Origin of the sequence: Bradyrhizobium erythrophlei, assembly GCF_900129505.1 — a bacterium.
GTDB classification, from domain to species: Bacteria; Pseudomonadota; Alphaproteobacteria; order Rhizobiales; family Xanthobacteraceae; genus Bradyrhizobium; species Bradyrhizobium erythrophlei_D.
Genome location: NZ_LT670818.1, coordinates 8,158,231 through 8,180,674 on the forward strand (window position 1 = coordinate 8,158,231; position 22,444 = coordinate 8,180,674).

Genomic DNA, 22,444 nt, shown 5'->3' on the forward strand with positions numbered 1-22,444 from the left:
TGGATACCTCCACCGGCGGTTCGTCGCCGCTAATTATTATCGGAAGAGGCCGTCACAGCTTGACGGAAGCGAGGCAGGAGCGCAGCAGTGCCAAGGCGATTGTGAGATCGTCGCACGCAAGTGCAACGATAAGCACCATCGAATTCCCACATCATCTTTCCTGATCAATGGCGGGGCCATGGTATGTCGCCATGAGGCTGGTTCCCGCACCAGCTGGCGGGCGCAGGACTGCTGACGGTTTGCCGCAACTAGGAGAGAATATAAGCAGGGCCCCTCAATGAATCGCGGCGTACATGATCTTTTCCTCGGTTGCCGCGGCAGCGTCGAACTCGGCCACGATGCGCCCTAGGCGCGCCACCAGGATGCGGTCCGAGATGCTCAGCACCTCCGGCAGGTAGGACGAGATCACCACCACCGCCTTGCCCTCGTCGGCCAGCGCCCGGATCTGCGCATGAATCTCCGGGATGGTGCCGACGTCGACGCCACGCGTCGGCTCGTCGAAGATGACGATCGAGGGATCTTGCACCAGCGACTTGGCGATGACGACCTTCTGCTGGTTGCCGCCGGAGAGCTCGACGATCTTCGCCTTGCGCTGCAGCGCGCTGATCTTCAGCCGCTGCACCCAATAGCTGGCAAGCTTGTTCCGCATCAGGCCAGATAGCAGGAAGCGCCAGCCCGCCTTGGTGGCGAGCTTGCCGATATAGACGTTGTCGTCGACTACCATGGTCTCGAAGAAGCCGTTAAGTTTTCGGTCCTCGGTGATGTAGGTGATGCCGTCGTTGATCGCCTCTTTCGGCACGCGGTAGCGAATCGGCCGACCGCGCAGCTTGATGGTGCCGCCGTTGATCAGGTTCCGCTTCAAGGCGCCAAAGATGATCTTGGCGATCTCGGTGCGGCCGGAGCCGATTAAGCCGGCGATGCCGACGACCTCGCCGGCATAGACCGAAAACGACATGTTCTTGACCATGGTTCCCATGGTGACGTTTTCCACCGTTAGTACCTTCTCGCGCCGCTGGCGCCGGCGTTCGGCGTGGCCTTCCTTGTGCGCATAATAGGTCTGCGTGATGTCGCGGCCGACCATGTGGCGCACCAGCTTTTCCCGCGTCATTTCCGCGGTCTTGGCGGTAATCACCAGCTTACCGTCCCGCAGCACCGTGATGCGGTCGGAAATCTGCAAGCTTTCCTCGAGCGCGTGCGAGATGTAGATGATGGCGACGCCGCGGGCGCGCAGGTCGCGGACCAGGTTGAAAAAGTGGACGATCTCTTCTGGCGTCAGGCTCGCCGTCGGCTCATCGAAGATAATGATGCGGGCGTCGTTGTACACTGCGCGGGCGATCTCGACCATCTGCCGCTTGGCGGTGCCGAGCAACCCGATCGGTGTCGCCGGATCGATGTGGAAGTTCAGCGACTGCAGCAGCTGCTGCGCCTGGATGTTCAGCTTCTTGAAGCTGGTGATGAGCTTCTCGTTACCGAGCTCGATGTTCTGCGCCGCGGTCATGGTCGGCACCAGGCTGGTCTCCTGATAGACCATGCAGATGCCCGCAGCGAGCGCATCGCGCGGCCGCTCGAAATTGATCGGCTTGCCGTCGACGTAATACTCGCCCGACGTCAGCTTGATGGCGCCGGCAATGGCCTTGCAGAGGGTCGATTTGCCAGCGCCATTCTCGCCGACCAGCGCATGCACTTCGCCGGCATAAAGGTCGAAATTGATCGCTTCGATGGCGTGCACGCCGCCGTAAATCTTGCTGCCGCCGACGACCTGTAGCACCGGTTGCACAGCGGCCGATGGTGCGGCGGTCGCTAGTCTCGTCGTTGTCAGCGTCTCGCTCATACACCGCCTCCCGAACGATCCAGCAGCACGCGACCGCTGCCCCTCGACACAATCACCAAGCCCTGCGCCGTGTCGCGCGCGGCGGTGATGCCGTGATGCCGCCCGCCGACCCGGCTATGCAGGCTTTCCACCGCTTCGCCTTCCTGATCGATGCGGGCCAGCAGCCCGTAGGAGCGCGGCGGCGCCCAGGGCTTCTCGATCCCAAGCGCCTTGATCGAGCCGAACTGCATCGGCTCGTGGCAATGACCGCTGGTAGCGAGCGCGGGCGAGATCCAGAGGCCGGGCGGGATAGTCTCCATCATCTCTTGGCGGAAATCGTCCTCGCGTAGCACGAACTCGACCAGATGCGTGCGCACGGCGAAGACGCTGAGCCAGAACCCGCCCCCCGCGCAATATCCGAGCCGCGTCGGATATCCCGGCACGTTGCCGATGACCGTTTGCGGCGCCGCGATGTCGTGGCCGGAAATGGCGGCGCGGCTGATCTGGTGCTTCCAGCTTTCGGTAAACCAGAGCGTCTTGCCGTCGGCCGCAATGGCGACCCCGTGCGGATAATACAGATCACGCAACAGGCTCTTCGCGCCGTCGAGCCCTGCGCCGCACGCGACCAAACGGCCGAGGTGGTTCTTCTCCATGAGATCGCGCACCCAATCCTCGCGCACGTGCCGACTGCTGCCGTCGGTCATGAAGATGTTGCCGTCGGTCGCGACGGCAACGCTGGTGAGGCATTGCAGCGGCTGGTCTTCGACCTGATTGAGCCAGGACTGTCGGCCGCCAGCGTCGACCGCGGCCAAGCCGCGGCCGGTGACGCAGACCAGCAGGCGCCCATCGGGGTGAAAGACCAGACCACCTGCCGCGCCGTCGAACTCGGCGAAGACAGAGCGCGCCTCGTACCTGGCACCGGCTAGACGCAGCACCTGCTTGCCCGCAGAGACATAGATCGCGCCGTCGCCGCCTTCGGCGATATCGTCGGCCCCTGGAATCGGCGCCCCGATCGGGCTGAGCGCGTCCAACCGATCGTTCGGGGTATAGCCGCCGTCCATCGCCGGAATTGCATGCTGATCCCGGTTTGGAAACAGGATCTGCTCGAGATCACGCAGGAAATAGGTGAAGGCGCCCATGATCTATGCCCGGTCCCGTCGCTTATTACCCCAATAGGCCTCATATCCGGTCCAAGTCGGGTCCACGTTGTCGAGCTTGATGCGACCGATCCGGTTGTTCTCGAGCCCGCCGAGATAAAGATACCCCTTGTGCTCGCGCATCGAGGTCAAGGTCGAATGGGAGATGCCGGTGGGATCCCAGTAGGATTCCAGCACCTCGCCGCTTTCTGTGAATTTCAGCACGCAGCCATGGTTTAGCCCCGGCGCCAGCCATTCGTCGGTCGGCACCTGCTTCACCATGCGCAGCCGGAAGCCCGGCTTCTTCATGGCGAGATCGAAGACCGGCGTGCGGATGCCGACCAGCGCCAGCCAGTAGTTGCCGTCGGAGGCGCGGTTGATGTTGTCGCAATTGCCGGGCAGCTTATCGAGGATGACCTCCAGTTCACCCTTGCGCGGCCCTTCCAGCCAGTAGCGGAAGACCTGGCATAGCGAGGTGCTGGCGATCAGCACCGACTTGCCGTCGTGCGACACGCAGATGCCGTTCGGGAAGTAGAAATGATTAATCACCGTCCAGGTCTTCTTGGTGGCGGGATCGTAGACGACGAGACGGCCATTCGGCCGCCCTTCCATGATGTCGAGAGAATTGGTCGTCATCTCGTAGCGCGTGGTGCAATCGCTGAAATAGATCTTGCCGTCGGGCGCTATGTCGAGATCGTCCGCCATCCGCAACCGGCTGTCGTCGTTCAGCTTGTACCAGGTGCGGTTGGTCTCGTCGGTCACCTTGAACAGTGTGCCGTCCGGCTTGATGCCGTAGACGCCCATGCCGGCAACGGCGACGATGAGGTTCTCGTCCTGGTCGAACTGCATGCCGAGCGGCCGTCCGCCGATATGGGCGAAGACATCGCGCTGCTCGAAGTTCGGGCCGGAGAAACGAATGATGTTGCCGTCGCGGGTGCTGCCGTAGAGCCGGTCGTGCCGATCGAGAATGACGTCCTCGGGACCCTCCACCTGGTTGAGGCCGATGGCTTCAGCGTTGATCAGCCGGTCATTCTGGGCAAAGGGCGTGTTGCTGCCGCGCTCCAGCGAGGGCGAGTCGACAAGGGGCACAGCCGCCGGGTTGACGTAAATCTTCTGGATTGCCTTGCCGCGGTTCTTCGCCCACTTGACGTCGATGCCGACGGCCGCGAGCAGGATGATGCCGATGATCCCCGAGGTGATGTAGCCCGGGATGCCCATGCGGACCAGGCCGTTGGTGAGGACGAAGGTGATGACGCCGCCGAGCATGGCGCGCCAGATGGTGCCCTTGCCGCCGGCAAGCGAGACGCCGCCCAGGATGACGGCGGTCAGGGCCTGGAATTCCCAGAGATAGCCGGTGGTCGAATCCGTGCTGTTCTGGCGCGCGGCATAGAAGACGCCGCCGATCGCGCAGAGCATGCCCGACAGCGCATAGGTGAAGAGCAGCATGCGTTCGACCGGAATGCCGGCGTGGCGCGCCGCCTTGCGGCTGGCTCCAATGGCGGTCAGGTGCCAGCCGTAGCGCGAGCGGCTGAGAAAGATGTGTCCGATGATCAGCACGACAATAAGCGTCGCGGCATTGATGGGAACGCCGAGCGCATAGCCTTCGCCGAGGTAGTCCCAGGCATCGCTGTCGACCGAGTTGGTGGCGAAGACGGTGGCGAATTTCTCGTTCAGGATGTTGACCGAGGCGCGCAGGATGATCAGCGTCACCAGGGTGGTGAGAAACGGGCGCGCCTTGAGATAGCCGATCAGCAGGCCGTTGATGCCGCCGACTGCCGCGCCGACCGCCATCGTGCCGAGGATGACCAGCGGAACCGGCAGCTCGGCGACGTTGAGCAGGAACAGGGCGGTGAAGTTGCAGAGCGCGAAAATGGCGCCGACGCTGAGATCAATGCCGCCGGTGATCAGGCAGAACGCCATACCGCTGGCGACGAAGCCGAACTCGGCGTAGAGCCGCATCAGCGAAAGCAAATTCTCTAGTCCGGCGTAGTTGGGAATCGTCGCGGAGAACCAAAGCAGCAACGCGATCATCAAGGTGAAGGGGATCACCGGCTCGAACCACTGCTTCAGCAGCAGTTCCGAGAGCAGGAGCCGCGGCGACAGGCTGGCGCGCAACCGCGTGCCGAAGCTGGTGCCCATGGTGTTGGCCGACATCAACTCGCTCCCTGCAACTCCCGACTCCCGGTGGGCGACTGCCGCCGCGCGGCGGGAGTCGCGATCAACCTTGCTACTTCTTGTCGGTCGTTGGCGCCATCGGCACCGGCGAGGTTGCTGCCGTCTTCGGCAGGGCGAAACAATTGCCGCCACTGGCGTTGCTCTTGTCGAGCCAGATCGGCTGCGTGTAGTACGAATAGTGCTTGCCACCCGGCTTCTGGTTGTCTTCCAGCAAGGTGACGGCGGCGGAAACCAGGTCGTGGCCCTGCTCGGTCGCCTTGTAGCTCAGGAACTTGTAGAAGTTCCCCTGGTTGACCTGGTCGCAATCGAGCTGCGAGCCCTCGCCCGAGGCATAAACCTTTACCTGATCGATCTTGCCCGCGTTACGGATCGCCTGAGACGCTCCTGATTCCATGATGCCCCAAAAGCCGATGCTGGCGCAGAGGTCGGGGTTCTGCTGGATCACTGTCGAGGTAATGTTGAGCGCGGCATTTGCATCCCAGTTCGCTGCCTGGTTCGAGACGACCTTGATCGAAGGATCCTTCTTGAAGGTGTCCATGATGCCGCCGATCTGATCAACGCTGGCTGCGGCGGTGAGCTCGCCCTGCACGATCGAGACCTTGCCTGACTTGCCGCTGCCGGCGCCACATTCCTTGACAACGTCCTCGGCCAGCAGACGGCCGACCTCATACCAGTCCGCGCCGACGAAGGCGTCCGACTTGTAGTTGGAGGACATGTTCACCTGGATGACATGAGTGCCCTGGGCCTCGGCCCGCTTCAGCTCCTTCATCAGCAGCGTGACGCTCGGGTTCTGCACGATCAGCACATCCGGCTTGTCATTGACCAGGGCGGTCAGCGCCTGTTGCATTGCCGACGGATTATTGTTGGGGTCTCGCACCACATACTTCATGCCGCGCCAGGCCGCTTCGGTCCGCACCACGCGCTCCCATTCGTCCTGCAATGGCACACCGAGCGCGATCGGCAGGAAGGCGATGGTCTTGCCTTCGACAGCCTTATTGTAGCCGGTTCGAAGCTCATGCGCCGTCTTCGTGCCACCTTCCTCTTGCGCGAGCGCGATAAAGGGCGCCCCCGCCACCAGCGCGAAGCCGGCAAGTGTCAAGGCCGCCTTCGTCATGAATGATTTCTGCAACATTGTCGTCGTCCTCCCTCTTGTTTGTTATTAGTGATGGCTTGCTTGACTCCCGGGGGCGTCAATCGCCCTGCCGCGCGGTCTCCTCGTCCCGCGGATGCAGCCAATTGTCCAGAATGATGGCGGCGAGCAGAACCACCCCGCGGATGATGTTCTGCACTTCGCTGTTCACGTCCATGATGGTGAAGGCATTGAGCAAGGTGCCGATCAGTGCGCAGCCGACCACCACGCTAAACACGCTGCCGCGGCCGCCAATCAGGCTGATGCCTCCGAGCACGACCACGAGGATGACGTCGAAGACATAGGTGCCCTGTACCACCGCCATCTGGATGCTGCCGGTGGTGCCGACCCAGATCAGCCCGGCGATCCAGGCCAGGAAGGCCACGATCATGTATTCGAGGACGGTCAGCGGGCGGAGCGCGATTCCCGTCAGCCTGGCTGCCTCCGGATTGTCGCCCTGGGAGTAGATGAAGCGGCCGGTCGAGGTGTGCGACAGGAAGAGATGAACAATCAGCGCGCAAAGCGCAAAGACGAAGATCGGCATCGGCACGCCATAGAGATGTCCGGCGCCGAGGAAGAGCAGCGAATGCGCAGTCGGCGGCGCATAGACTACCCAGACCGGCGCGAACCAGAAGGCGCCGCCGTAGATCACCGAACCGGCAGCCAGCGTGACGAACAGCGCAGGCGCCTCGACGAACGCCACCATAATGCCGTTTATGGCGCCGATCGACAGCGCGACAGCGAGCGCCAGAACCGACGCCCAGAAGATCGGCATACCCATCTGCATCTCGATCAGCCCAACTGCCCAGGAACCCGCCATGATGGCGACCTCGCTGAGGTCGATGCCGCGGCTGATCACGATCAGGCCCATGCCGAGACCGAGGATCCCGAGAATGGAGATGCTGCGCATCAGGTTCAACAGATTGGCGACGCTCGAGAAGCCCGGCAGGGTCAGGCTGAACAGGATGAGCAGCGCGATCGTGATGAGCAGCACGATCTGTTCCTGCGACGGCTTCTTCAGAAATTGCGCCAGCAGACCGCCCGATGAACTACCAGGTTCCACGGCCGAAGCATCACTCGCCATGGCGATTGCTCCTCCCCATTTTTTTCGTTGTCCATCCGATATCCGGAAGGACTGCCCTGCGACACTCGATCGGGTTTGCCCAATTCTCTAACAAATAGGCTAAGGACTTGGCGACAAGCTGTCAATTACGCTCGTTCGCCCGCGCTCTTCGGCTCAGATCCACGGTCTTTTTCCATATTGAGGTGCGCCAACTCATGGCCGCGGCGAGAATCCATCCCGAACTCACATGTGGGCTTCCGATCGGTCTTCAACCACCGCTGTGCGACCTCGGCGTTCGTGGCACAGCGCTCGAGCCAGCGAGCCACGAGAAAATCAACCCGCGCGGCAACTCGCAGTTGGGCCGCTGCCAGCACAAGTCTCGCGTCCAAGCTCTGATCGGGTGGTCTCTTGACGTCGTTGTGGGCGTTCATCTTGCCCTCCTGCCGATTCGGCGGAGGGAGCGCCCCTGCGCCGGGAGTTACACTCTTGCTTTGCGGATCAGCCCCGCTTCGAGCTGAACATTCGGACCCCGTGTCATCACGGACATGCACGACCAATCGGCCAGCCGAATAAGCGGCCGGACGCGGACGGCAGTCTTTGCGATGTGTGTGCGAGCGTTGCGCATCATGGTCCTCAAGAGTGCAGGCAATTTTACCCGCGACGAATGTCATGATCTAAACGCAGAGAAAATTCACCGCGTCAATGTTTTATGTTCACGAGGTGCGGAATTTGTTGCGTGCTAGCAATTTTCGAACCTAGTCGGCCGCGCCGGCGTTCAAAAATTTCTGGCTATGGTCAATTGGCGGAAGGGGCAGTTTATTCGCCATCTCCGTCTGCCCTCGGAAGCAGACACCAATCGGAAGGGTCGGCATGTCCGCTGGGGGCCAAAACCGGTCCTGACAGTCAAGAAACGCCACTTTCAATCTACCCCGAGCAACGGACGTCGGCGGACCGCCCCGGCATGTCTCAAACGTGCCAAACCCGGAAGAATTCAGGGTGAGCAAATCTCGTCCGAGATGCGCTCAAGAGCAGACATCGAGACGGCCAGTCGTCGATCGGTGTCTCAAAAGCAACGCAGCACGGACGAGTCGGATCGCGGGTCCGCTCTTTGGGCGGAATTTGATCGGCACGCGGTCAGAAACCGAACACGCGGAGCTGTTGCTTGCTGACCGGGTCGGCCGGGTCGATCGATTGCGCCTTGCGGAAATCGGCGATCGCATCAGTGCGGCGGCCCAGCACTTCATTGGAGAGGCCGCGGTTGTTGTAGGCCTCGACATAGGACGGACCGAACTGGATCGCTTGCGTGAAATCCGTAACCGCGCGGTTGCTGTCACCCTTTGCGACCCAGGCTTTGCCGCGGGAGTTGAAAGCGTTGAAGTCCTTGGGGTTGATCGCGATCGCCTGGTCATAGTCGGCGATCGCGTCATCGATCTTGCGCAGCGCCATATAGGCATTGCCGCGATTCCAATACGCCACGCCGTTCCTTGGATCGATGCCGATCGACTGATCATAATCGGCGATCGCGTGGCGATAGTCCTTAAAGCCTTCGAGCGCCACGCCGCGGCAATTGTACCCGGCGGCATTTTTGGGTTCGCGCCTGACGACCTCGCTGCAATCGGTAACGGCGAGGTCGTATTGACGGTTGTTGCTGTAGGCAACGCCACGCGAGCTGTACAGCCAAAGCAGGTTTGGATCGAGCTTGATGGCCTCGATGTAGTCGGCGATGGCGGGCTCCCATCCGCCTTTCTTCGTGATCAACCTCTTCCTGAAGAGCGCCTGACCCCTTTGGCCGAAACCAAAGGCGTATTTCGGATCGATCGTGACCGCCTCGGTGAGATCGGCGATCGCCTGGTCGAATTCGCCCTTTTCCGTCCACGCCATGCCGCGGCGGGCATAGGCCCAGACGTCCCTGGAATCGACCCTGATCGCCTCGGCGTGGTCGGCCAGCGCAGCGTCGTATTCATGCAGGCCGTAGTAGGCGACGCCACGGTTGTTGTAGGCCCAGCCATATTTCGGATCAATCTTGATCGCCTCGGTGCAATCCGCAATGGCCGCGTCGTGGTCCTCTTTGCTCTCGTAAGCCTCGCACCGGTGCGCAAAGGCCCAGGCGTCCTTCGGGCTGAGCTTGATGGCCTCGCCGTAGTCGGCAATCGCGCGGTCGTAATCCTTCCCGTTGAAGAAGCCGCGGCCCCGGTTCTTGAAGGCCTTGACGCGTTCTGCCACCTGCTCGCTTGCATCGTCGATGATGCGGCTGCAGGGCGCGCCCCCGACGTCGGGCTTGTCGGCGCTGGCGGCGCACTCGCCCCGGTCGGCCGGCGTGGCGGCCAGCACCGGCATCGCAAGCAGGAAACCCAGGCAAAGAAGCAGTCCACCTGATCCGCGCGCTGCCATGCTGTTCCCCCTCCGCCTTGCGCTCCGACGCGACACGTACGGGCGTGATGACTTTGGCCCCAACGGCAGACATTCTGCCATCGCCAACCCAGGTCTGATATGGGTCCAAAGGCGAAATACTCGCTGCGAGTGTTTTTCGCTTTGGCCCCAACAACGGACATCGCTCAATAGGGTCGGCATGTCCGTTCGGTGCCACTTCCGGACTCATGCACCGCAGCAAATAGCAACTCTATTCGATCAAGCACGGGCGAAAAGCCGTGAAGCGGCGAGCGGCCGGCGGCCGTTTTGAAGAACCCAATCACCAGCAAAGAACGCGCGTTGACCCTCGCACCGCTCTGACATTCATGAGACGTTCACTCGACTTGCCAAGACTTTGTCAATTCGTCTGCCATCCAGGTCGACAATCTCAAAACGCCAGCCCTTGACTTCAATTTTATCGCCCACATTCGGAATGGCTCCGAACTCTTGAAGCAAAAATCCCGCGAAGGTTTGATACGGGCGCGAAGTAGGAAGCGGGATGCCGAGCAGTTCTGCAAATTCGACCGCGGGCACCCAACCCGAGATCAGATAAGACGCATCATCGCGCTTTACGAAGGCAGGCTCCGCTGGCCCTTCCGCGGTGTGAAAAGCGCCGACGATCGCCTCCAGAATATCCGCGCTCGTCACGACACCTTGAAAAACGCCATACTCGTCATAGACAAGGCCCATATGCACAGGCGAGTCCCGCAAGATCGCGACGACGTCTCGCGCATCGAGGGACTCAGGAATGATGGGAGCTTCCCGAATTAGCTGCCGAATGTCAGGCGTCTGTGCGGCTAAATAGGCATCGAGCATATCTTTGGCTTGCACAATTCCAAGGGCATGTTCCTGATTGCCTTCGAAAACCGCAAAACGTGAGTGATTGCTATGAAGCAAAGTCCGGTAGATCACCGGAGCCGGATCGGCCAGATCGATCATGCTTACTTCATGGCGAGGCGTCATGACGGCTCCCACCGGAAGATCACCCAATCGCATCACGCCAGCGATCATCTCTTTTTCTCCCGGCTCCAGCACACCGGCATTTTCGGCCTCGACAACAAGCGAGCGAATTTCATCTTCGCTGACCTTGTCTTCCGCTTCGCCACGCTGGCCTAGCAGCCACAGCAGCGCCTTGCCGGAACGATCCAATAGCCAGACCAGAGGCAACGATGACTTGGCCAGCATCACCATTGCCGGCGCAACCCTGACGGCCACGGCCTCGGGATAGCGTAGCGCAATCTGCTTTGGAACAAGCTCGCCGATAATTAATGAGGCATAGGTGATGACGGTCACGACAACGCCTACCCCGATCGTCTCTGCGACGCTGGGCGACAATCCGGCCTCGCTCAACCAAGATGCAAGACGCAGCCCTAACGTAGCGCCGGAGAAAGCGCCGGATAGCACGCCGATCAACGTGATGCCTATTTGAACCGTGGACAGGAATTTGCCGGGATTGGATGCAAGTGCGAGGGCGCGGCGGGACCCTTTGACGCCCTTTTCGACAAGACCGGCCAGCCTAGCCGGACGCGACGATACGATAGCCAACTCCGACATGGCGAGTAGGCCATTGAGGACAATCAGGATCGTGACGATCCCGAGTTCTAGATATAACACGCTTGAACCTTCTTCTGGGCGCGCAGCCGTACAGCTGCCACCCACTCGCCGCGGGATTCGCGCGCGGCGTTCCATAGCATGGAAAGACCCGCCGCCACACGAGCGCCGCAGCATATGTAATGTCCTGCCATGAGCACGCAAAGGAACCATCACGAGGAGAGCCGCATGCGGGATAGTCAGGATCGGGAAGGCCTGAAGAGCTTTCGAACGTTCGCCGTTATCGCTGTAGCATTCATTCTGGCGGTTGCTATCCTCACGTGGGGACCGTGGAGCACTACGCATGTTCCGCATAATCCCGGACCGAGCGGAATACCGGGATCGACGGCACTAGACCGGACCCCACCGCCAGCCGCCGGTCCCTCAGAGACAACCACCGGAGCGGCGCGCTGCCCCCCCTTTATCAGCCACTTGTCAGGGCGAGACAGCTCCCTCGATGGGGCGTGAGACGTCCTTGACGGCGAGCATTGAATGTCGCTTAGGGTCAAAAACGGTCCTGACGGCCCCGAAATGCCATTTCCGGGTTACCCCGAGGAACGGACGTCATCAGGTCGGCCCGCTTGGTCGGGTTCGTGCCAATAGCAGTTTCGACAAGCATACCGGGTTTTAGGTCAAGACCGCTCACGTTCTCGGTCCGGCCAACTTGCTGCGCGGCGACCGCAATCTACCTTCGCTCGATATACGGTAGCGGCCTCACCACCGGTACGGCACAAGTCATGTTGCCGCGCGATCAAAGCGCGCGCGACGAAACGTAGCATTGCATTTTTGCTCGCAGAGGCAGGTCCTTTCGACACATTGAGATTTTCGTGTAGGAAGAAGTTTGTTCAGTAAATTAACGGCGCCGGCATCGGTTAAGATGCCCTTATGCCAGGGGAACAAAATGATTGCTTATAATGCAAGCTAAGAGAAATGTTCCTTCGCTGGAATCTCTCGGCATACTCACGTTGTTGAGCGTGTTGATCGCGGCCCCCGCATTCCTGATGATCCGCTTGCTGGAACCCGGATTCGTCCTGCCTGCGTTCAGCATTCTGCTTTTCTCGGATGCAGCGATCGCCGCCATAATGGCCCGCGCAATCCACGCTCCCAGAAATTCGAAAAATGTAACGTTATGGGATATTGCCGGCGCATTCACCATGATGGGTTGCACAGCGGCGATTTTTAGCGAGCCGGATCAAGTGGTACGGCTTTTCGAGCAACTGTTCGAACATCATCCGGATACACCGCTGTAGGGAGATAGCCACCAGGCCGGGCCCCTCTGGCAGCCATTAGGCTGCGATGTCGGACTGGAGTTAAGTTGGAGTGGCCCTGTCTTGATATGCGGCACGGGATTGGGGCACGTATCGGTGAACCCCATTACACACATTGCCAAAAAATCCGCGCCGAAAGAGGGGCCATTCTCCCGGCAAGAAGGGGAGCGTGACCCGTGTTTGAATTTCTCAGCACAGATGTCCTGACTACATTATTTGAGATCGTTCTGATCAACCTCATGCTCTCTGGCGATAACGCCATCGTCATCGGCCTTGCTGCTGCGGGCCTGCCTCAGGCGCAACAAGGCAAGGCGATTCTGATCGGCATCGTCGCCGCGACGATCTTGCGCATTCTGTTCGCCGGGCTGGCGAGGCAAATTCTGCAGATCGTCGGCCTGCTACTCGCGGGCGGGATTCTGTTGTTGTGGGTTTGCTGGAAAATGTGGCGGGAGTTGCGCGCGTCCTCGGCAGTGGCCATAGAAGCGAAGGAGGCTACTGGAGCAGTCGCAGGAACATATGGCGAAGACAAGCCCCGCAAAACACTCGTCCAAGCGAGTTGGCAGATTATCGTGGCTGACGTTTCCATGTCGCTCGACAATGTCTTGGCCGTCGCAGGGGCGGCACGCGAGCATCCAGTGGTCATGATTTTCGGCCTGGGGCTTTCTATTGCGATGATGGGCGTGGCCGCTTCCCTCATTGCGCGCCTTCTGCAAAATCATCGATGGATTGCTTACGTTGGTCTGGCCGTCATTCTCTACGTCGCAGTTGAGATGATGCTTCGCGGAACATTGGATATCATAAAGGCTGCGTCGACATGAACATACCACCGCGTCGTTTCCTGCGGCGGTAGCGGACATCGTAAAAAGGCGCCACTTCCGCCTTGGGTCAATCGCGTCATATCGGCGACGTCCGCGCTACTTCCGCTTTACCCCTGAAAACCGACATCCAACTTAAGCGGCGGCACGTCTCAAAGGGTAGAGTCGAGGATGGGCGCGGTAGCTTGGGCCATTCGGCAACGCTCCGTTTCCCATCCCACCGGGTCGCCGGAGGCGGTCACCCGCCTCCGGCTCCCACAGAACGTGGCGTGCGGATTTCCCGCACCAGTTGGTTCACAGCTTTCACTGCTATCTGTTCAAGTTTCGTTTCCATGGTCAGCTGATCTTCTCACTGAGTAGAAGGCCGTAACTCCCGTTGAATGGAGCCCATGTCGCCCAAGAACAATTCAACTACCGCTGACCGCTTCCCCATGTGGCCGGCTCTCCCGTCCTCGGAGTACTACCAGTCAGTCTGACTTCCACTCGGTCATCAGGCCTCCCTCACCTTGTCGGCTTGTCGGGCCCTACAAACTTGCGTTTGAACCGAATGGATCTCCCTTGTTCACGTTGCTTCCTTTGGTTGCATGCTGGCGGTACCGAACCTCGGGAGCACCTCAGACCGCTCGCGTTGACGCGGTCTGCGATTCCGCCTTCCCCTTTGAGCGACGGGGTCGGCTACTCCGATCACGTTCGATTTCGGGGCTATATTCCCGTTCACTTCATTCCGGCCTACAACCTCCCTGTCTACGCTTCGCAACGGCCGTTACCGGACGTCACGCAAGACTCGGTTCGCGGCTGCTCGCTAGGCTTTGCCGCGGCCGTCATTGCAGACTGCAGACTTCAACGCGCTTGCAAGGCGCAACGCTCATCGAACCGGACGTGCCCGATTAAGGCATCCGGCTCTCCGACTGGCTTCACCGTGAGGCACACGGAGAGCAAACTAACCGCACGCGGCTTCCGCGCAGTGAGTAACTCTCCTTCGCCCCTCGACACAGCAATCTCCGGCGGCGCCTGTCGATAATGGTGTTTGCAGGCTCATCGCCAATCACCACGACCTCGCCATCTTCGAAAGCGCACCAGAAGTCGGGGCCCTTTCCTCAGCCAGCATTACCCGGCTTCAACGGTCATACGACCCCGTCCGACTCCCGCCATGGCCGCCGCCTTTCGCGACGTTGAGGCCGCTACCCTCACCCTTGACGGGTCTCCCCCGATTACCCGAACCACCTTTCCGACGTGCCGTGCCCACTACCCCGGCGGATCGAGCGGGTGCGCGTGTCGATTGCTTCCCCGCTCATACAGCCTTCCCCAAATGGCAGGAGGGTCGGCATCCGCATTGTCACTTTCGAGGCCTGCTCAGGCTTCACTCACGTTACGGCCCGCCGGATTGCTCAACCGCCTAAAAGCGGCCTTTGTCACGAGGCTCCAGCCCTGCCGGTTACCCGGCCGAACCGCTCGTCAGCTACCAGATCAATCGACAACTCTCTGGGTGGAATCTTCCTCCACTAGTGATCCGCGCCTTCGGGGCGCACTGCCAAAGACGGACGTAGATGGGTGCAAAATGTGGACACCATTACCACACAGCCATCTGCGAAACCGTGCTGGTCTTCAATGGCCCGGTCCCGGTAGACCACTTGGCCTGGGCCAATCTGATCGCAGGTTGTTCGGGTTATTTGGATCAACTAAGTCTTGTCTCAAAATGAAATCGCCCTTGGGGAAAACAATTGTCGGTGGAATTTTCCGAACATCGCTGATCGGCGTAGATTTCGTATCAGCGGTCTGCGCAAAAGCAATCGACGGGCCTGCCAAAGCACAAGCTACGATTAGCATCATTGCTCTATTCATTGTCCCTATCCTCGTACAAACCATTGAAGCATCTTGTCCCAGCACAGGCTAGCACATGTGAACAAAAGTTGCCACGTAGTTGAAGTCAGCTCAGGGTCAAACGCGGTCACTTTGCCCTTGCGCCGCTCACTTCCGGTCTTCCCCGGCGGTCGCTCCCATAACCACTTCAAAAACCGTTCATGGAGGACCGGCGGGCATTGCTTGATTGCCCTTCGGATCGAATACTGCAGCATTATTCATAATGCATGCTTCTCCCCCTCGCTCAATCGATGTTCTATAATGGATATTGAAGGAGGCGGCTGCATCGGTCGGACCAGACAGTCGGTCGCCCAAAAAAGGTCTGTCGAATTCAAGAGAGGCGCAGCATGCTGAAGTCGATTGATCCAATGTTGAATGCGGACGTCCTTTACGCGTTGCGGGCGATGGGCCATGGCGACGACCTCGTCATCTGCGACGCGAATTTTCCTGCCGACGCGGTCGCCCGTCAGAGCGTGCTGGGGCGGCTGCTGCGGATCGATAACGTAACGGCCGGCCGGGCGGCCCGCGCGATCCTTTCAGTGCTGCCGCTGGATTCCTTTGTCGACAAGCCGGCTTTGCGGATGCAAATCGTCGGCGAACCCGACGAGGTCCCTGTGGTGCAGATCGAGGTGCAGCATGAGATCGACGCTGCGCAGGGCGGCCATTTGCCGATGGGCTCGATCGAGCGATTTGCCTTCTACGAACTTGCGAAGAAATCCTATTGCGTGATCCAGACCGGCGAACGGCGCTTCTACGGCTGCTTCGTGTTCAAGAAGGGAGTGATTGGGCCCGACGCAGCCTAACGCTACGGGATCAACAAGCGCCGCACGCCGATATTGCGGCGCGGCATGCGCGTGCCGCGCGGCGCTCCTTCCCGCTGAGAATGATCTCCCGCCGCGAGAGTTCAATGCGCGGGTACCACGCTGCCCGCGGTTTCGTTGACATTGATCAAGGCTGTTGCATACTCGAACAGGCCTCTGTCACCACCTGTCCGGATGTCGCCAGTAAGAGCGGAGGACACATGAGTCCCCCGAAATTCTATCCGCTAGAATGATGGTGCTCAGGCAACCAAAACGCAGCATCAAGAAAACAAAGGGAGGTTTCGTGGTGAAACAGCAAGAGTACGATCAGCATCTGCGAATGCGACCGAACCGGCGTACGGTCCTCAAGGGAGTGGCCAGCGCGGCGGCCCTCGGTTCGGCCGGCGCTCTCGGCGCGTTTTCCGAGCGTGCGCTGGCACAAGATGATCTGCGTGCGCGGATCTTGCAGATTCCAGGCGTGGGCAAAGGCGCTCCAACCGACGCCGATTGGCAAAAGGTCGGCGAGCTTTGCCTCGGCCCGACCAAGGCGAACGTCAAGGAGGGCGAATTCAAGGGCGTCGAACTCTCCTTCATGGGATTGAACAACCAGAATCTACACAATTTGCTGTTTCGCGGTTTCCTGAAACCGTGGGAGGCCTATACGGGTGCAAAAATTTCCTGGATCGACCTCGCTCAGGCTGATTACAATCCACGACTGCAACAAGCGATCGCGACCGGCACGGTCGACTTCGACATCCTCGAAATGGGTGCTCCGTTCGAAGGCGATGTGTGCGGCAAGGGCCTGGCGTCGGAGATGCCGGACTGGGTCAAGAAGCAGATCGATATCAATGATTATGTGGACTATTTGAAGCCGCCGGTCGGCACCTGGAACGGCAAGACCTACCGGGTCACCATCGACGGCGACTGCCACAACTTCAATTACAGGACCGACGTTTTCTCCGACGCCAATCTGGCCAAGGCCTGGAAGGACGCTGGCAACCAGGGCGACTGGGGCGTGCCGAAAACCTGGCAGCAGGTCCAGGCCGTGACCAAGTTCCTCAAGGGCAAGAAATTCAAAGGCCAGAATGCGGTCGGCTACCTCGACGCGCCAAAACCCTGGGGTGGGTTCGGCTTCTATTTCCTCGGCAGCCGCGCCACGGCTTACGCGAAGCATCCGGACGACAAGGCCTGGCTGTTCGATGTCGACACGATGAAGCCACGCATCAACAATCCGGCTTGGGTTCGCGCCATTCAGGACGTCATCGACGCGCTGCCGTTCGAGCCGGCCGATCAGCTGAACGCCGATCCGAACACCACCGGCTTCCAGCAATTTTTGGCCGGCATCGGCTCGATGATCCCCTGGTGGGGCGATATCGGCCAGGTGGCGAAAGCGAGCGACACTTCCGTCGTCGGCGACGTCGTAGGCTTCGACATCCTGCCCGGATCGGACGACGTCTACAATTCCAAGACGGGCAAATGGGAAAAGCTCGCAAGCGGTCCGAACCATGCACCCAATTGTGCCTATCTCGGTTGGGGCATTTACGTCATGGCAAGAGTTGCCGGCGACGAACGCAAGCACAAGGCGGCGTGGAGCGCGGCCGCGCATGTCGGCGGCAAGGATCTGTCGCTCTGGACCGTGATGTATCCGTCTGGCTTCCAGGTTCACCGGACCAGCCATTCCAACATCGACGAATGGGTGGCCGCGGGCTACGACAAGAAATACATCACGTCTTATCTGAACTCGCAATTTGGCTCGTATAATCACCCGAACCGTGCCGTCGAGCCGCGCATTCCCGGTATTTTCCAGTACTACAGCATCGCGGAAGACGAGCTGACCAAGATCTTCGCCGGCCGGTACGACGCGCAGACCGGCGCCAATAACATCGCAGCCGCGTGGGAAAAGCTGACCGACCAAATCGGCCGAGAGAAGCAGATCGCGCTCTACAAGGCGTCGCTCGGGACGGTGTAATTTCCCCTCCAGACCCGGTCCGGCGGATCAACGGGTCCTCGGCAGGCGCCGCTCGCGGCGCCAGCCGAGGCTTTCCCTGGCAACCGGGTCAAGGTCCAAATCGGCAGAGTGCGATGTTGATGCAGAAATCATTACCGGTGGCGGATCACGGGCACCACAAGCGCACATCGCAGCGGCTCCCTGTCAGCCGGAAGAACGCAGGACAAGTGCTTGTTGTCCTTGTCTCGCTGGGGTCCCTGCTCGTGCTCCTGATCCAGATTCTGCACGCGACCGGAACGATCACGGCGGGGTTCGCCGATTGGCGCCCGATCCTCTATGCCTATCTCATCTGGGCCATAGCGCTCGGTATCGGGCAAGTCGTGGTCCGCGGCGAACGCGGTCTGCGAGCGCTATTTCTGCTGCCAGCGATTTTGTTCACCGTTGCGGTGGTGATTTTTCCGACGCTGTTCGGGATCTACATTGCTTCGCTGGATTGGAACCTGAGCTCGTTTGAAGGTCCGCACTTCAACGGCCTCAACAATCTGATCGGATTGTTTAATGATAATTACTACTGGAACGCGCTCGGCAACATGGTCTTCTACACGGTGGCGGTGCTTGGCGAGTATGCGGTTGCGTTTGGACTGGCTCTGTTGCTCAATGCCGAGATTCGAGCGCGAAAATTCTTTCGCGTCGTTTTCCTGCTGCCCCTGATGCTCAGTCCCGTTGCCGTGAGCTGGATGATCGGCAAGTCACTGATGGAGTATCGCTTTGGCCCGGCGGCCACGCTGGCGCGCTATCTGGGATGGGACGATCCAGCGTTCTTCGCATCCCCTTGGATCGCGCGCTTGAGCATCGAGGCGATGGATGCCTGGGTTTCCATCCCCTTTATCATGATCATGTTGCTCGCCGGGCTGCAGGCGATGCCCAAGGAGGTGCTGGAAGCCGCCAAGGTTGACGGTGCGAGTGCGTGGCAGTCGTTCTGGCATGTGACGTTCCCTCTCATGTTGCCGGTGAGCGTCACCGTCCTCATCATCAGGATCATTTTCAAATTGAAGCTCGCCGACATCGTCATCAACGTGACGGCGGGAGGACCAGGCGGCGCCACCGACACGGTGTCGAGTTTCATTTACCGCGTCTACCGCGATCGATCGAATGTCGGATACGGCACCGGGCTCGCGATGTTCTATCTTGTCATGATTATCGTCTTCCTCACGGTGTTGCTGCGCCTGTCTCATCGTTGGACGCAGAAAGTTGCATAAACCCCGAGTCGAAACAGGTTTCCAAAGGGAGTTGCTCGCTTGGCCTTTTTCACTTCGGCGTCGCAGCCGGTCCGCAGGCATCACGCGGCGTCCCGGGCCACCAGGGTTCTGAGCCGCGTGCTGATCTACGGCGCACTGCTGTTCTGGGCGTTTGTCTGCCTCTTTCCGATCTATTGGACGGTCACGACCTCGTTCAAGTCGGCGCTCGATGTGACGCAAGGTCACTTGATTCCCTGGCTGGACTTTCAGCCGGATTGGAAAGGCTGGCGTTCGCTCGGCCTGTCGCCGGATTCGATTCTCGGAACCTCCACCGCGCGCGCCGAGTTCGTGAGCCGGTTCGGAAACAGCATTATTACATCGGTCGGCGCATCTGTCTTGGCGCTGGTGCTCGGATCACTGGCGGCTTACGGCTTGAGCCGCTTCCGCTACAAATTCGGATGGATGCGCAACGACGATATCCTGTTCTTCTTCATGTCGCAGTTGATCTTGCCGCCCGTCGTCCTGGCTTTGCCATTTCTGGTTCTCTACAAGGCACTGTCGCTGCTTGACACGCGGTTCGGCCTGATCCTGCTCTACACCTTGACCGTGCTTCCGATCGTCATCTGGATCATGCGGGATCAATTCAACGCGATCCCGGTCGAACTCGACGAAGCCGCCTTCGTGGACGGCCTGTCGGTTTGGGGCTCCTTCTTTCGTATCATCTTGCCGCTCGCTATTCCCGGAATAGTCGCCGCATTCATTCTCTCGCTTGTATTGTGCTGGAACGAGTATTTCTTTGCGGCACTGCTGACGAGTACGGACGCGAAGACCCTGCCCGTGATGGTGGCCAGCCAAACCGGCTCGCAAGGCATCAACTGGTGGTCGATGGCAGCGCTATCAACTGCGGCGATCGCTCCGCTCGTGATCGTTGGAATTTTCCTCGAGCGCTACATTGTCAGTGGTTTGACCACAGGCGCGGGCAAGTAGGGAGTTGGTCGCTTCAACATGTCCGTCGTCCTCGGCCTGAGAGATAGATGCGCGCCGCGTTGCCGCCGAAGACATCTGCCTTTTCCTGCTCTGACAGATCAGCCAGTAGCGCTTCCGCGGCAGCAAACCATTTTGCATAACCTCCCGCCAGATTGACCACTGGCCAGTCGCTTCCCCACACCATGCGTTGCGGCCCGAAGCAGGCGCGGACATGATCCACCGCCTGGCGCAGATCCGCGATCTGCCAGTCGGGTGCAGCCTCTGTCACCAGCCCCGACAGTTTGCAGACGATGTTGGGGTGTTGGGCAAGCAGCGCAATGTCGCGTTGCCATGTGGCAATCTCGCCGGTCGAAAGCCGCGGTTTGCCGCAATGATCGAGCACGAATTCCAGGTCAGGATGGCGGCTGATCACTCGCAACAATCTCGGCAAATGGCGCGGCAGCACCAGCGCGTCGAACACCAGGCCGCTACGGGCCATGGCCGCCAGCAGGGGCGCCAATGCCGGACCCAACAGCCAATCGTCATCGTCGATGTCCTGCACCATCGGCCGCAGCCCCACTAGAAGATTCCGCGCTGCCAGCGCATCGATGCGCGCCACGCCATCGGCTGCGTCGAAATCCGTCCAGCCGACCACGCCGCGGACCACTTCTGCGTTTTCCGCGATATCGAGCAGAAACATCGTCTCGGCCTCGGTCGGCGCGGCCTGCACCAAGATCGTCCCCTCGATGTGGGTCGCGGAGAGATGCGGCGCCAAGTCCGATAGACAAAAGTCACGATAGATCGGCGCCAGATCGGGCGTCAGCCAGCCATAATCGCCCCGACCGAGAGTCCACAGATGATGATGCCCATCGATCCGCATCAGCCGGGCGCCGATGACGGAACCGGCGCATCCGCATCGAGCAGGTGCTGGGCCTTTAGATCGCTCCAAAGCTCAGACGGCACTTGACTGGAGAGTGCGGCTACGTTGCGCTCAACCTCGTGCGGGCTTTGCGCTCCCAGCACAACGCTGACAACGGCTGGATGGCCCAAGGCAAATTGCAGCGCCGCGGTTGGCAAGGCAACGCCATGGGCATCACAGACGCGTTCGATATCTGCGACCTTTGCCAAGATCTGAGGCGGCGCATCCTGATAGTTATATTTGGCGCCATGAACTACGCCGGTTGCCAGAATGCCTGAATTAAAAACGCCGCCGAGCAATACACCTATACCCTGCCGCTCGGCCAGCGGCAGGAAGTGCGTCAGCGCCGGTTGCTCCAGCAGCGAATAGCGCCCGGCGAGCAGCATCGTGTCGAACGATCCGGCCTGCGCGAAACGCACGCACATCTCGGCCTCGTTCACGCCGATCCCGATGCCGGCGACCACGCCCTCGGCGCGAAGCCGGTCGAGCGCCACATAGGCGCCAGCCATCGCTTCGCGAAACCGGTCCTCGATCGCATCGACTCCATGGGTCCAGACATCAACGTCGTGGATCAGCAGCAGGTCCAGCCGGTCGGTACCAAGCCGCAACAGCGACTGTTCCACCGAACGCATGGTACCGTCGTAAGAATAGTCGACCACGGCACAGTGCGGCTGCCCACCGACAAAGCCGGAACCGTTGCTGGGGCCGTGAAACGGGTCCATCCAGCGACCCACCTTGGTGCAGACCACAATGTCCTGGCGCGGCACGCGCCTGATTGCCGTCCCGCAGCGATGTTCGGACAGGCCGCGCCCATAAAGCGGCGAAGTGTCGAGAAGGTTGATGCCGAGCTCAAATGCCCGCTCCACCGCGGCGATGGCCGTGCCGTCGTCCAAATGCGCGTAGAGATCACCCAGCGGCGCGGTTCCGCACCCGAGAGCCGAGACCGAAAGTCCCGTCCGGCCAAGCACGCGGCGCGGCACTGCGGACACCGCAATCATATCGGACGAGTTCCTCCGGTCCGTTGTCCGGTCGCTCCCGTACTTGCTCTTTTGAGCTTGCCTGCCAAAAAACTATCTCCGTTGACTGTTACCCCAACGCAATCGCCAGCCGAAGGCACAGCCGTTGAGAGGTTGCTCTGGCGAGATACCGATTTTGCCACCGATAACATCCGAAAGGAAGCGGATCCAGCGAAGTCCGCCGTTCAAGGAAATTGCGGGCGATGCGCTGCGTAAACCTGGTGCGCAAGCAGACTGGTGTCGGTCGCTGCATGTCCGCTTCGCGCCAACAGCGGCCGTTACGAAGCGGCGTGTAGCTGTCG

At 60.3% G+C, this 22,444-nt stretch carries 16 protein-coding genes; 6 read left to right on the top strand and 10 right to left on the bottom strand.

Going from position 1 to position 22,444, the window contains the following annotated elements; genetic code table 11:
* Positions 1-274: 274 nt before the first annotated feature.
* From B5525_RS38510 to B5525_RS38545, 8 genes are all read right to left on the bottom strand, one after another.
* On the bottom strand, positions 275-1,831 hold the full coding sequence (locus B5525_RS38510; RefSeq protein ID WP_079571324.1) for a sugar ABC transporter ATP-binding protein: 1,557 nt from the start codon (positions 1,829-1,831) through the stop codon (positions 275-277).
* The gene (locus tag B5525_RS38515; protein WP_172900058.1) at positions 1,828-2,871 is read right to left on the bottom strand and encodes an SMP-30/gluconolactonase/LRE family protein; all 1,044 of its coding nucleotides are present in this window, start codon (positions 2,869-2,871) and stop codon (positions 1,828-1,830) included. The genes B5525_RS38510 and B5525_RS38515 overlap by 4 nt, the downstream gene beginning before the upstream one ends.
* Positions 2,872-2,952: 81 nt before the next feature.
* Positions 2,953-5,100 (bottom strand): ABC transporter permease, encoded by a 2,148-nt coding sequence (locus B5525_RS38520; RefSeq protein WP_244567725.1) that lies wholly within the window; start codon positions 5,098-5,100, stop codon positions 2,953-2,955.
* Positions 5,101-5,173: 73 nt separating this feature from the next.
* Positions 5,174-6,253, bottom strand: a complete 1,080-nt coding sequence (locus tag B5525_RS38525) for a sugar ABC transporter substrate-binding protein (protein ID WP_079571328.1) — start codon at positions 6,251-6,253, stop codon at positions 5,174-5,176.
* Positions 6,254-6,311: 58 nt separating this feature from the next.
* Complete coding sequence (locus tag B5525_RS38530; RefSeq protein ID WP_079571329.1) at positions 6,312-7,334, bottom strand: ABC transporter permease; 1,023 nt, start codon at positions 7,332-7,334, stop codon at positions 6,312-6,314.
* 125 nt (positions 7,335-7,459) lie between these two features.
* The gene (locus B5525_RS38535) at positions 7,460-7,744 is read right to left on the bottom strand and encodes a hypothetical protein (protein WP_079571331.1); all 285 of its coding nucleotides are present in this window, start codon (positions 7,742-7,744) and stop codon (positions 7,460-7,462) included.
* 703 nt (positions 7,745-8,447) lie between these two features.
* On the bottom strand, positions 8,448-9,704 hold the full coding sequence (locus B5525_RS38540; protein ID WP_172900059.1) for a tetratricopeptide repeat protein: 1,257 nt from the start codon (positions 9,702-9,704) through the stop codon (positions 8,448-8,450).
* A 342-nt stretch (positions 9,705-10,046) separates the two neighbouring features.
* Positions 10,047-11,336: a hemolysin family protein gene (locus tag B5525_RS38545; RefSeq protein ID WP_079571336.1), complete on the bottom strand. Its 1,290-nt coding sequence runs from the start codon at positions 11,334-11,336 to the stop codon at positions 10,047-10,049.
* 890 nt (positions 11,337-12,226) lie between these two features.
* Between B5525_RS38545 and B5525_RS38550 the strand changes: the two genes are divergently transcribed.
* The 6 genes from B5525_RS38550 (at position 12,227) to B5525_RS38575 (ending at position 20,228) form a co-directional block, all read left to right on the top strand.
* Complete coding sequence (locus B5525_RS38550) at positions 12,227-12,562, top strand: hypothetical protein (RefSeq protein WP_244567726.1); 336 nt, start codon at positions 12,227-12,229, stop codon at positions 12,560-12,562.
* Between the two features lie 194 nt (positions 12,563-12,756).
* Entirely contained in the window at positions 12,757-13,398 is a 642-nt protein-coding gene (locus tag B5525_RS38555) for a TerC family protein (protein ID WP_079571338.1), read from the top strand.
* Positions 13,399-15,602: 2,204 nt separating this feature from the next.
* Positions 15,603-16,058 carry an RbsD/FucU family protein gene (locus B5525_RS38560; protein WP_079571339.1) on the top strand — a complete coding sequence of 152 codons (456 nt, stop codon included), beginning with the start codon at positions 15,603-15,605 and terminating at the stop codon, positions 16,056-16,058.
* A gap of 337 nt (positions 16,059-16,395) precedes the next feature.
* Positions 16,396-18,024, top strand: a complete 1,629-nt coding sequence (locus tag B5525_RS38565; protein WP_425305344.1) for a sugar ABC transporter substrate-binding protein — start codon at positions 16,396-16,398, stop codon at positions 18,022-18,024.
* A gap of 119 nt (positions 18,025-18,143) precedes the next feature.
* On the top strand, positions 18,144-19,262 hold the full coding sequence (locus B5525_RS38570) for a carbohydrate ABC transporter permease (RefSeq protein ID WP_079574364.1): 1,119 nt from the start codon (positions 18,144-18,146) through the stop codon (positions 19,260-19,262).
* A gap of 108 nt (positions 19,263-19,370) precedes the next feature.
* Positions 19,371-20,228 (top strand): carbohydrate ABC transporter permease, encoded by an 858-nt coding sequence (locus tag B5525_RS38575; RefSeq protein ID WP_244568120.1) that lies wholly within the window; start codon positions 19,371-19,373, stop codon positions 20,226-20,228.
* A 13-nt stretch (positions 20,229-20,241) separates the two neighbouring features.
* On the opposite strand, the gene B5525_RS38580 is transcribed toward B5525_RS38575, so the two are convergent.
* The gene (locus tag B5525_RS38580) at positions 20,242-21,087 is read right to left on the bottom strand and encodes an amidohydrolase family protein (protein WP_244567727.1); all 846 of its coding nucleotides are present in this window, start codon (positions 21,085-21,087) and stop codon (positions 20,242-20,244) included.
* Positions 21,087-22,124: an aldo/keto reductase gene (locus tag B5525_RS38585; RefSeq protein ID WP_079571343.1), complete on the bottom strand. Its 1,038-nt coding sequence runs from the start codon at positions 22,122-22,124 to the stop codon at positions 21,087-21,089. The genes B5525_RS38580 and B5525_RS38585 overlap by 1 nt, the downstream gene beginning before the upstream one ends.
* Positions 22,125-22,444: the final 320 nt, after the last annotated feature.

Excerpts from the sequence above, each read along its gene's own strand:
- B5525_RS38560 (WP_079571339.1), top strand. The coding sequence starts at position 15,603 with ATGCTGAAGTCGATTGATCCAATGTTGAATGCGGACGTCCTTTACGCG.
- B5525_RS38540 (WP_172900059.1), bottom strand. The coding sequence starts at position 9,704 with ATGGCAGCGCGCGGATCAGGTGGACTGCTTCTTTGCCTGGGTTTCCTG.
- B5525_RS38550 (WP_244567726.1), top strand. The coding sequence starts at position 12,227 with ATGCAAGCTAAGAGAAATGTTCCTTCGCTGGAATCTCTCGGCATACTC.
- B5525_RS38535 (WP_079571331.1), bottom strand. The coding sequence starts at position 7,744 with ATGAACGCCCACAACGACGTCAAGAGACCACCCGATCAGAGCTTGGAC.
- B5525_RS38530 (WP_079571329.1), bottom strand. The coding sequence starts at position 7,334 with ATGGCGAGTGATGCTTCGGCCGTGGAACCTGGTAGTTCATCGGGCGGT.
- B5525_RS38565 (WP_425305344.1), top strand. The coding sequence starts at position 16,396 with ATGCGACCGAACCGGCGTACGGTCCTCAAGGGAGTGGCCAGCGCGGCG.
- B5525_RS38520 (WP_244567725.1), bottom strand. The coding sequence starts at position 5,100 with ATGTCGGCCAACACCATGGGCACCAGCTTCGGCACGCGGTTGCGCGCC.
- B5525_RS38580 (WP_244567727.1), bottom strand. The coding sequence starts at position 21,087 with ATGCGGATCGATGGGCATCATCATCTGTGGACTCTCGGTCGGGGCGAT.
- B5525_RS38510 (WP_079571324.1), bottom strand. The coding sequence starts at position 1,831 with ATGAGCGAGACGCTGACAACGACGAGACTAGCGACCGCCGCACCATCG.
- B5525_RS38570 (WP_079574364.1), top strand. The coding sequence starts at position 18,144 with ATGCAGAAATCATTACCGGTGGCGGATCACGGGCACCACAAGCGCACA.
- B5525_RS38515 (WP_172900058.1), bottom strand. The coding sequence starts at position 2,871 with ATGGACGGCGGCTATACCCCGAACGATCGGTTGGACGCGCTCAGCCCG.
- B5525_RS38525 (WP_079571328.1), bottom strand. The coding sequence starts at position 6,253 with ATGTTGCAGAAATCATTCATGACGAAGGCGGCCTTGACACTTGCCGGC.
- B5525_RS38585 (WP_079571343.1), bottom strand. The coding sequence starts at position 22,124 with ATGATTGCGGTGTCCGCAGTGCCGCGCCGCGTGCTTGGCCGGACGGGA.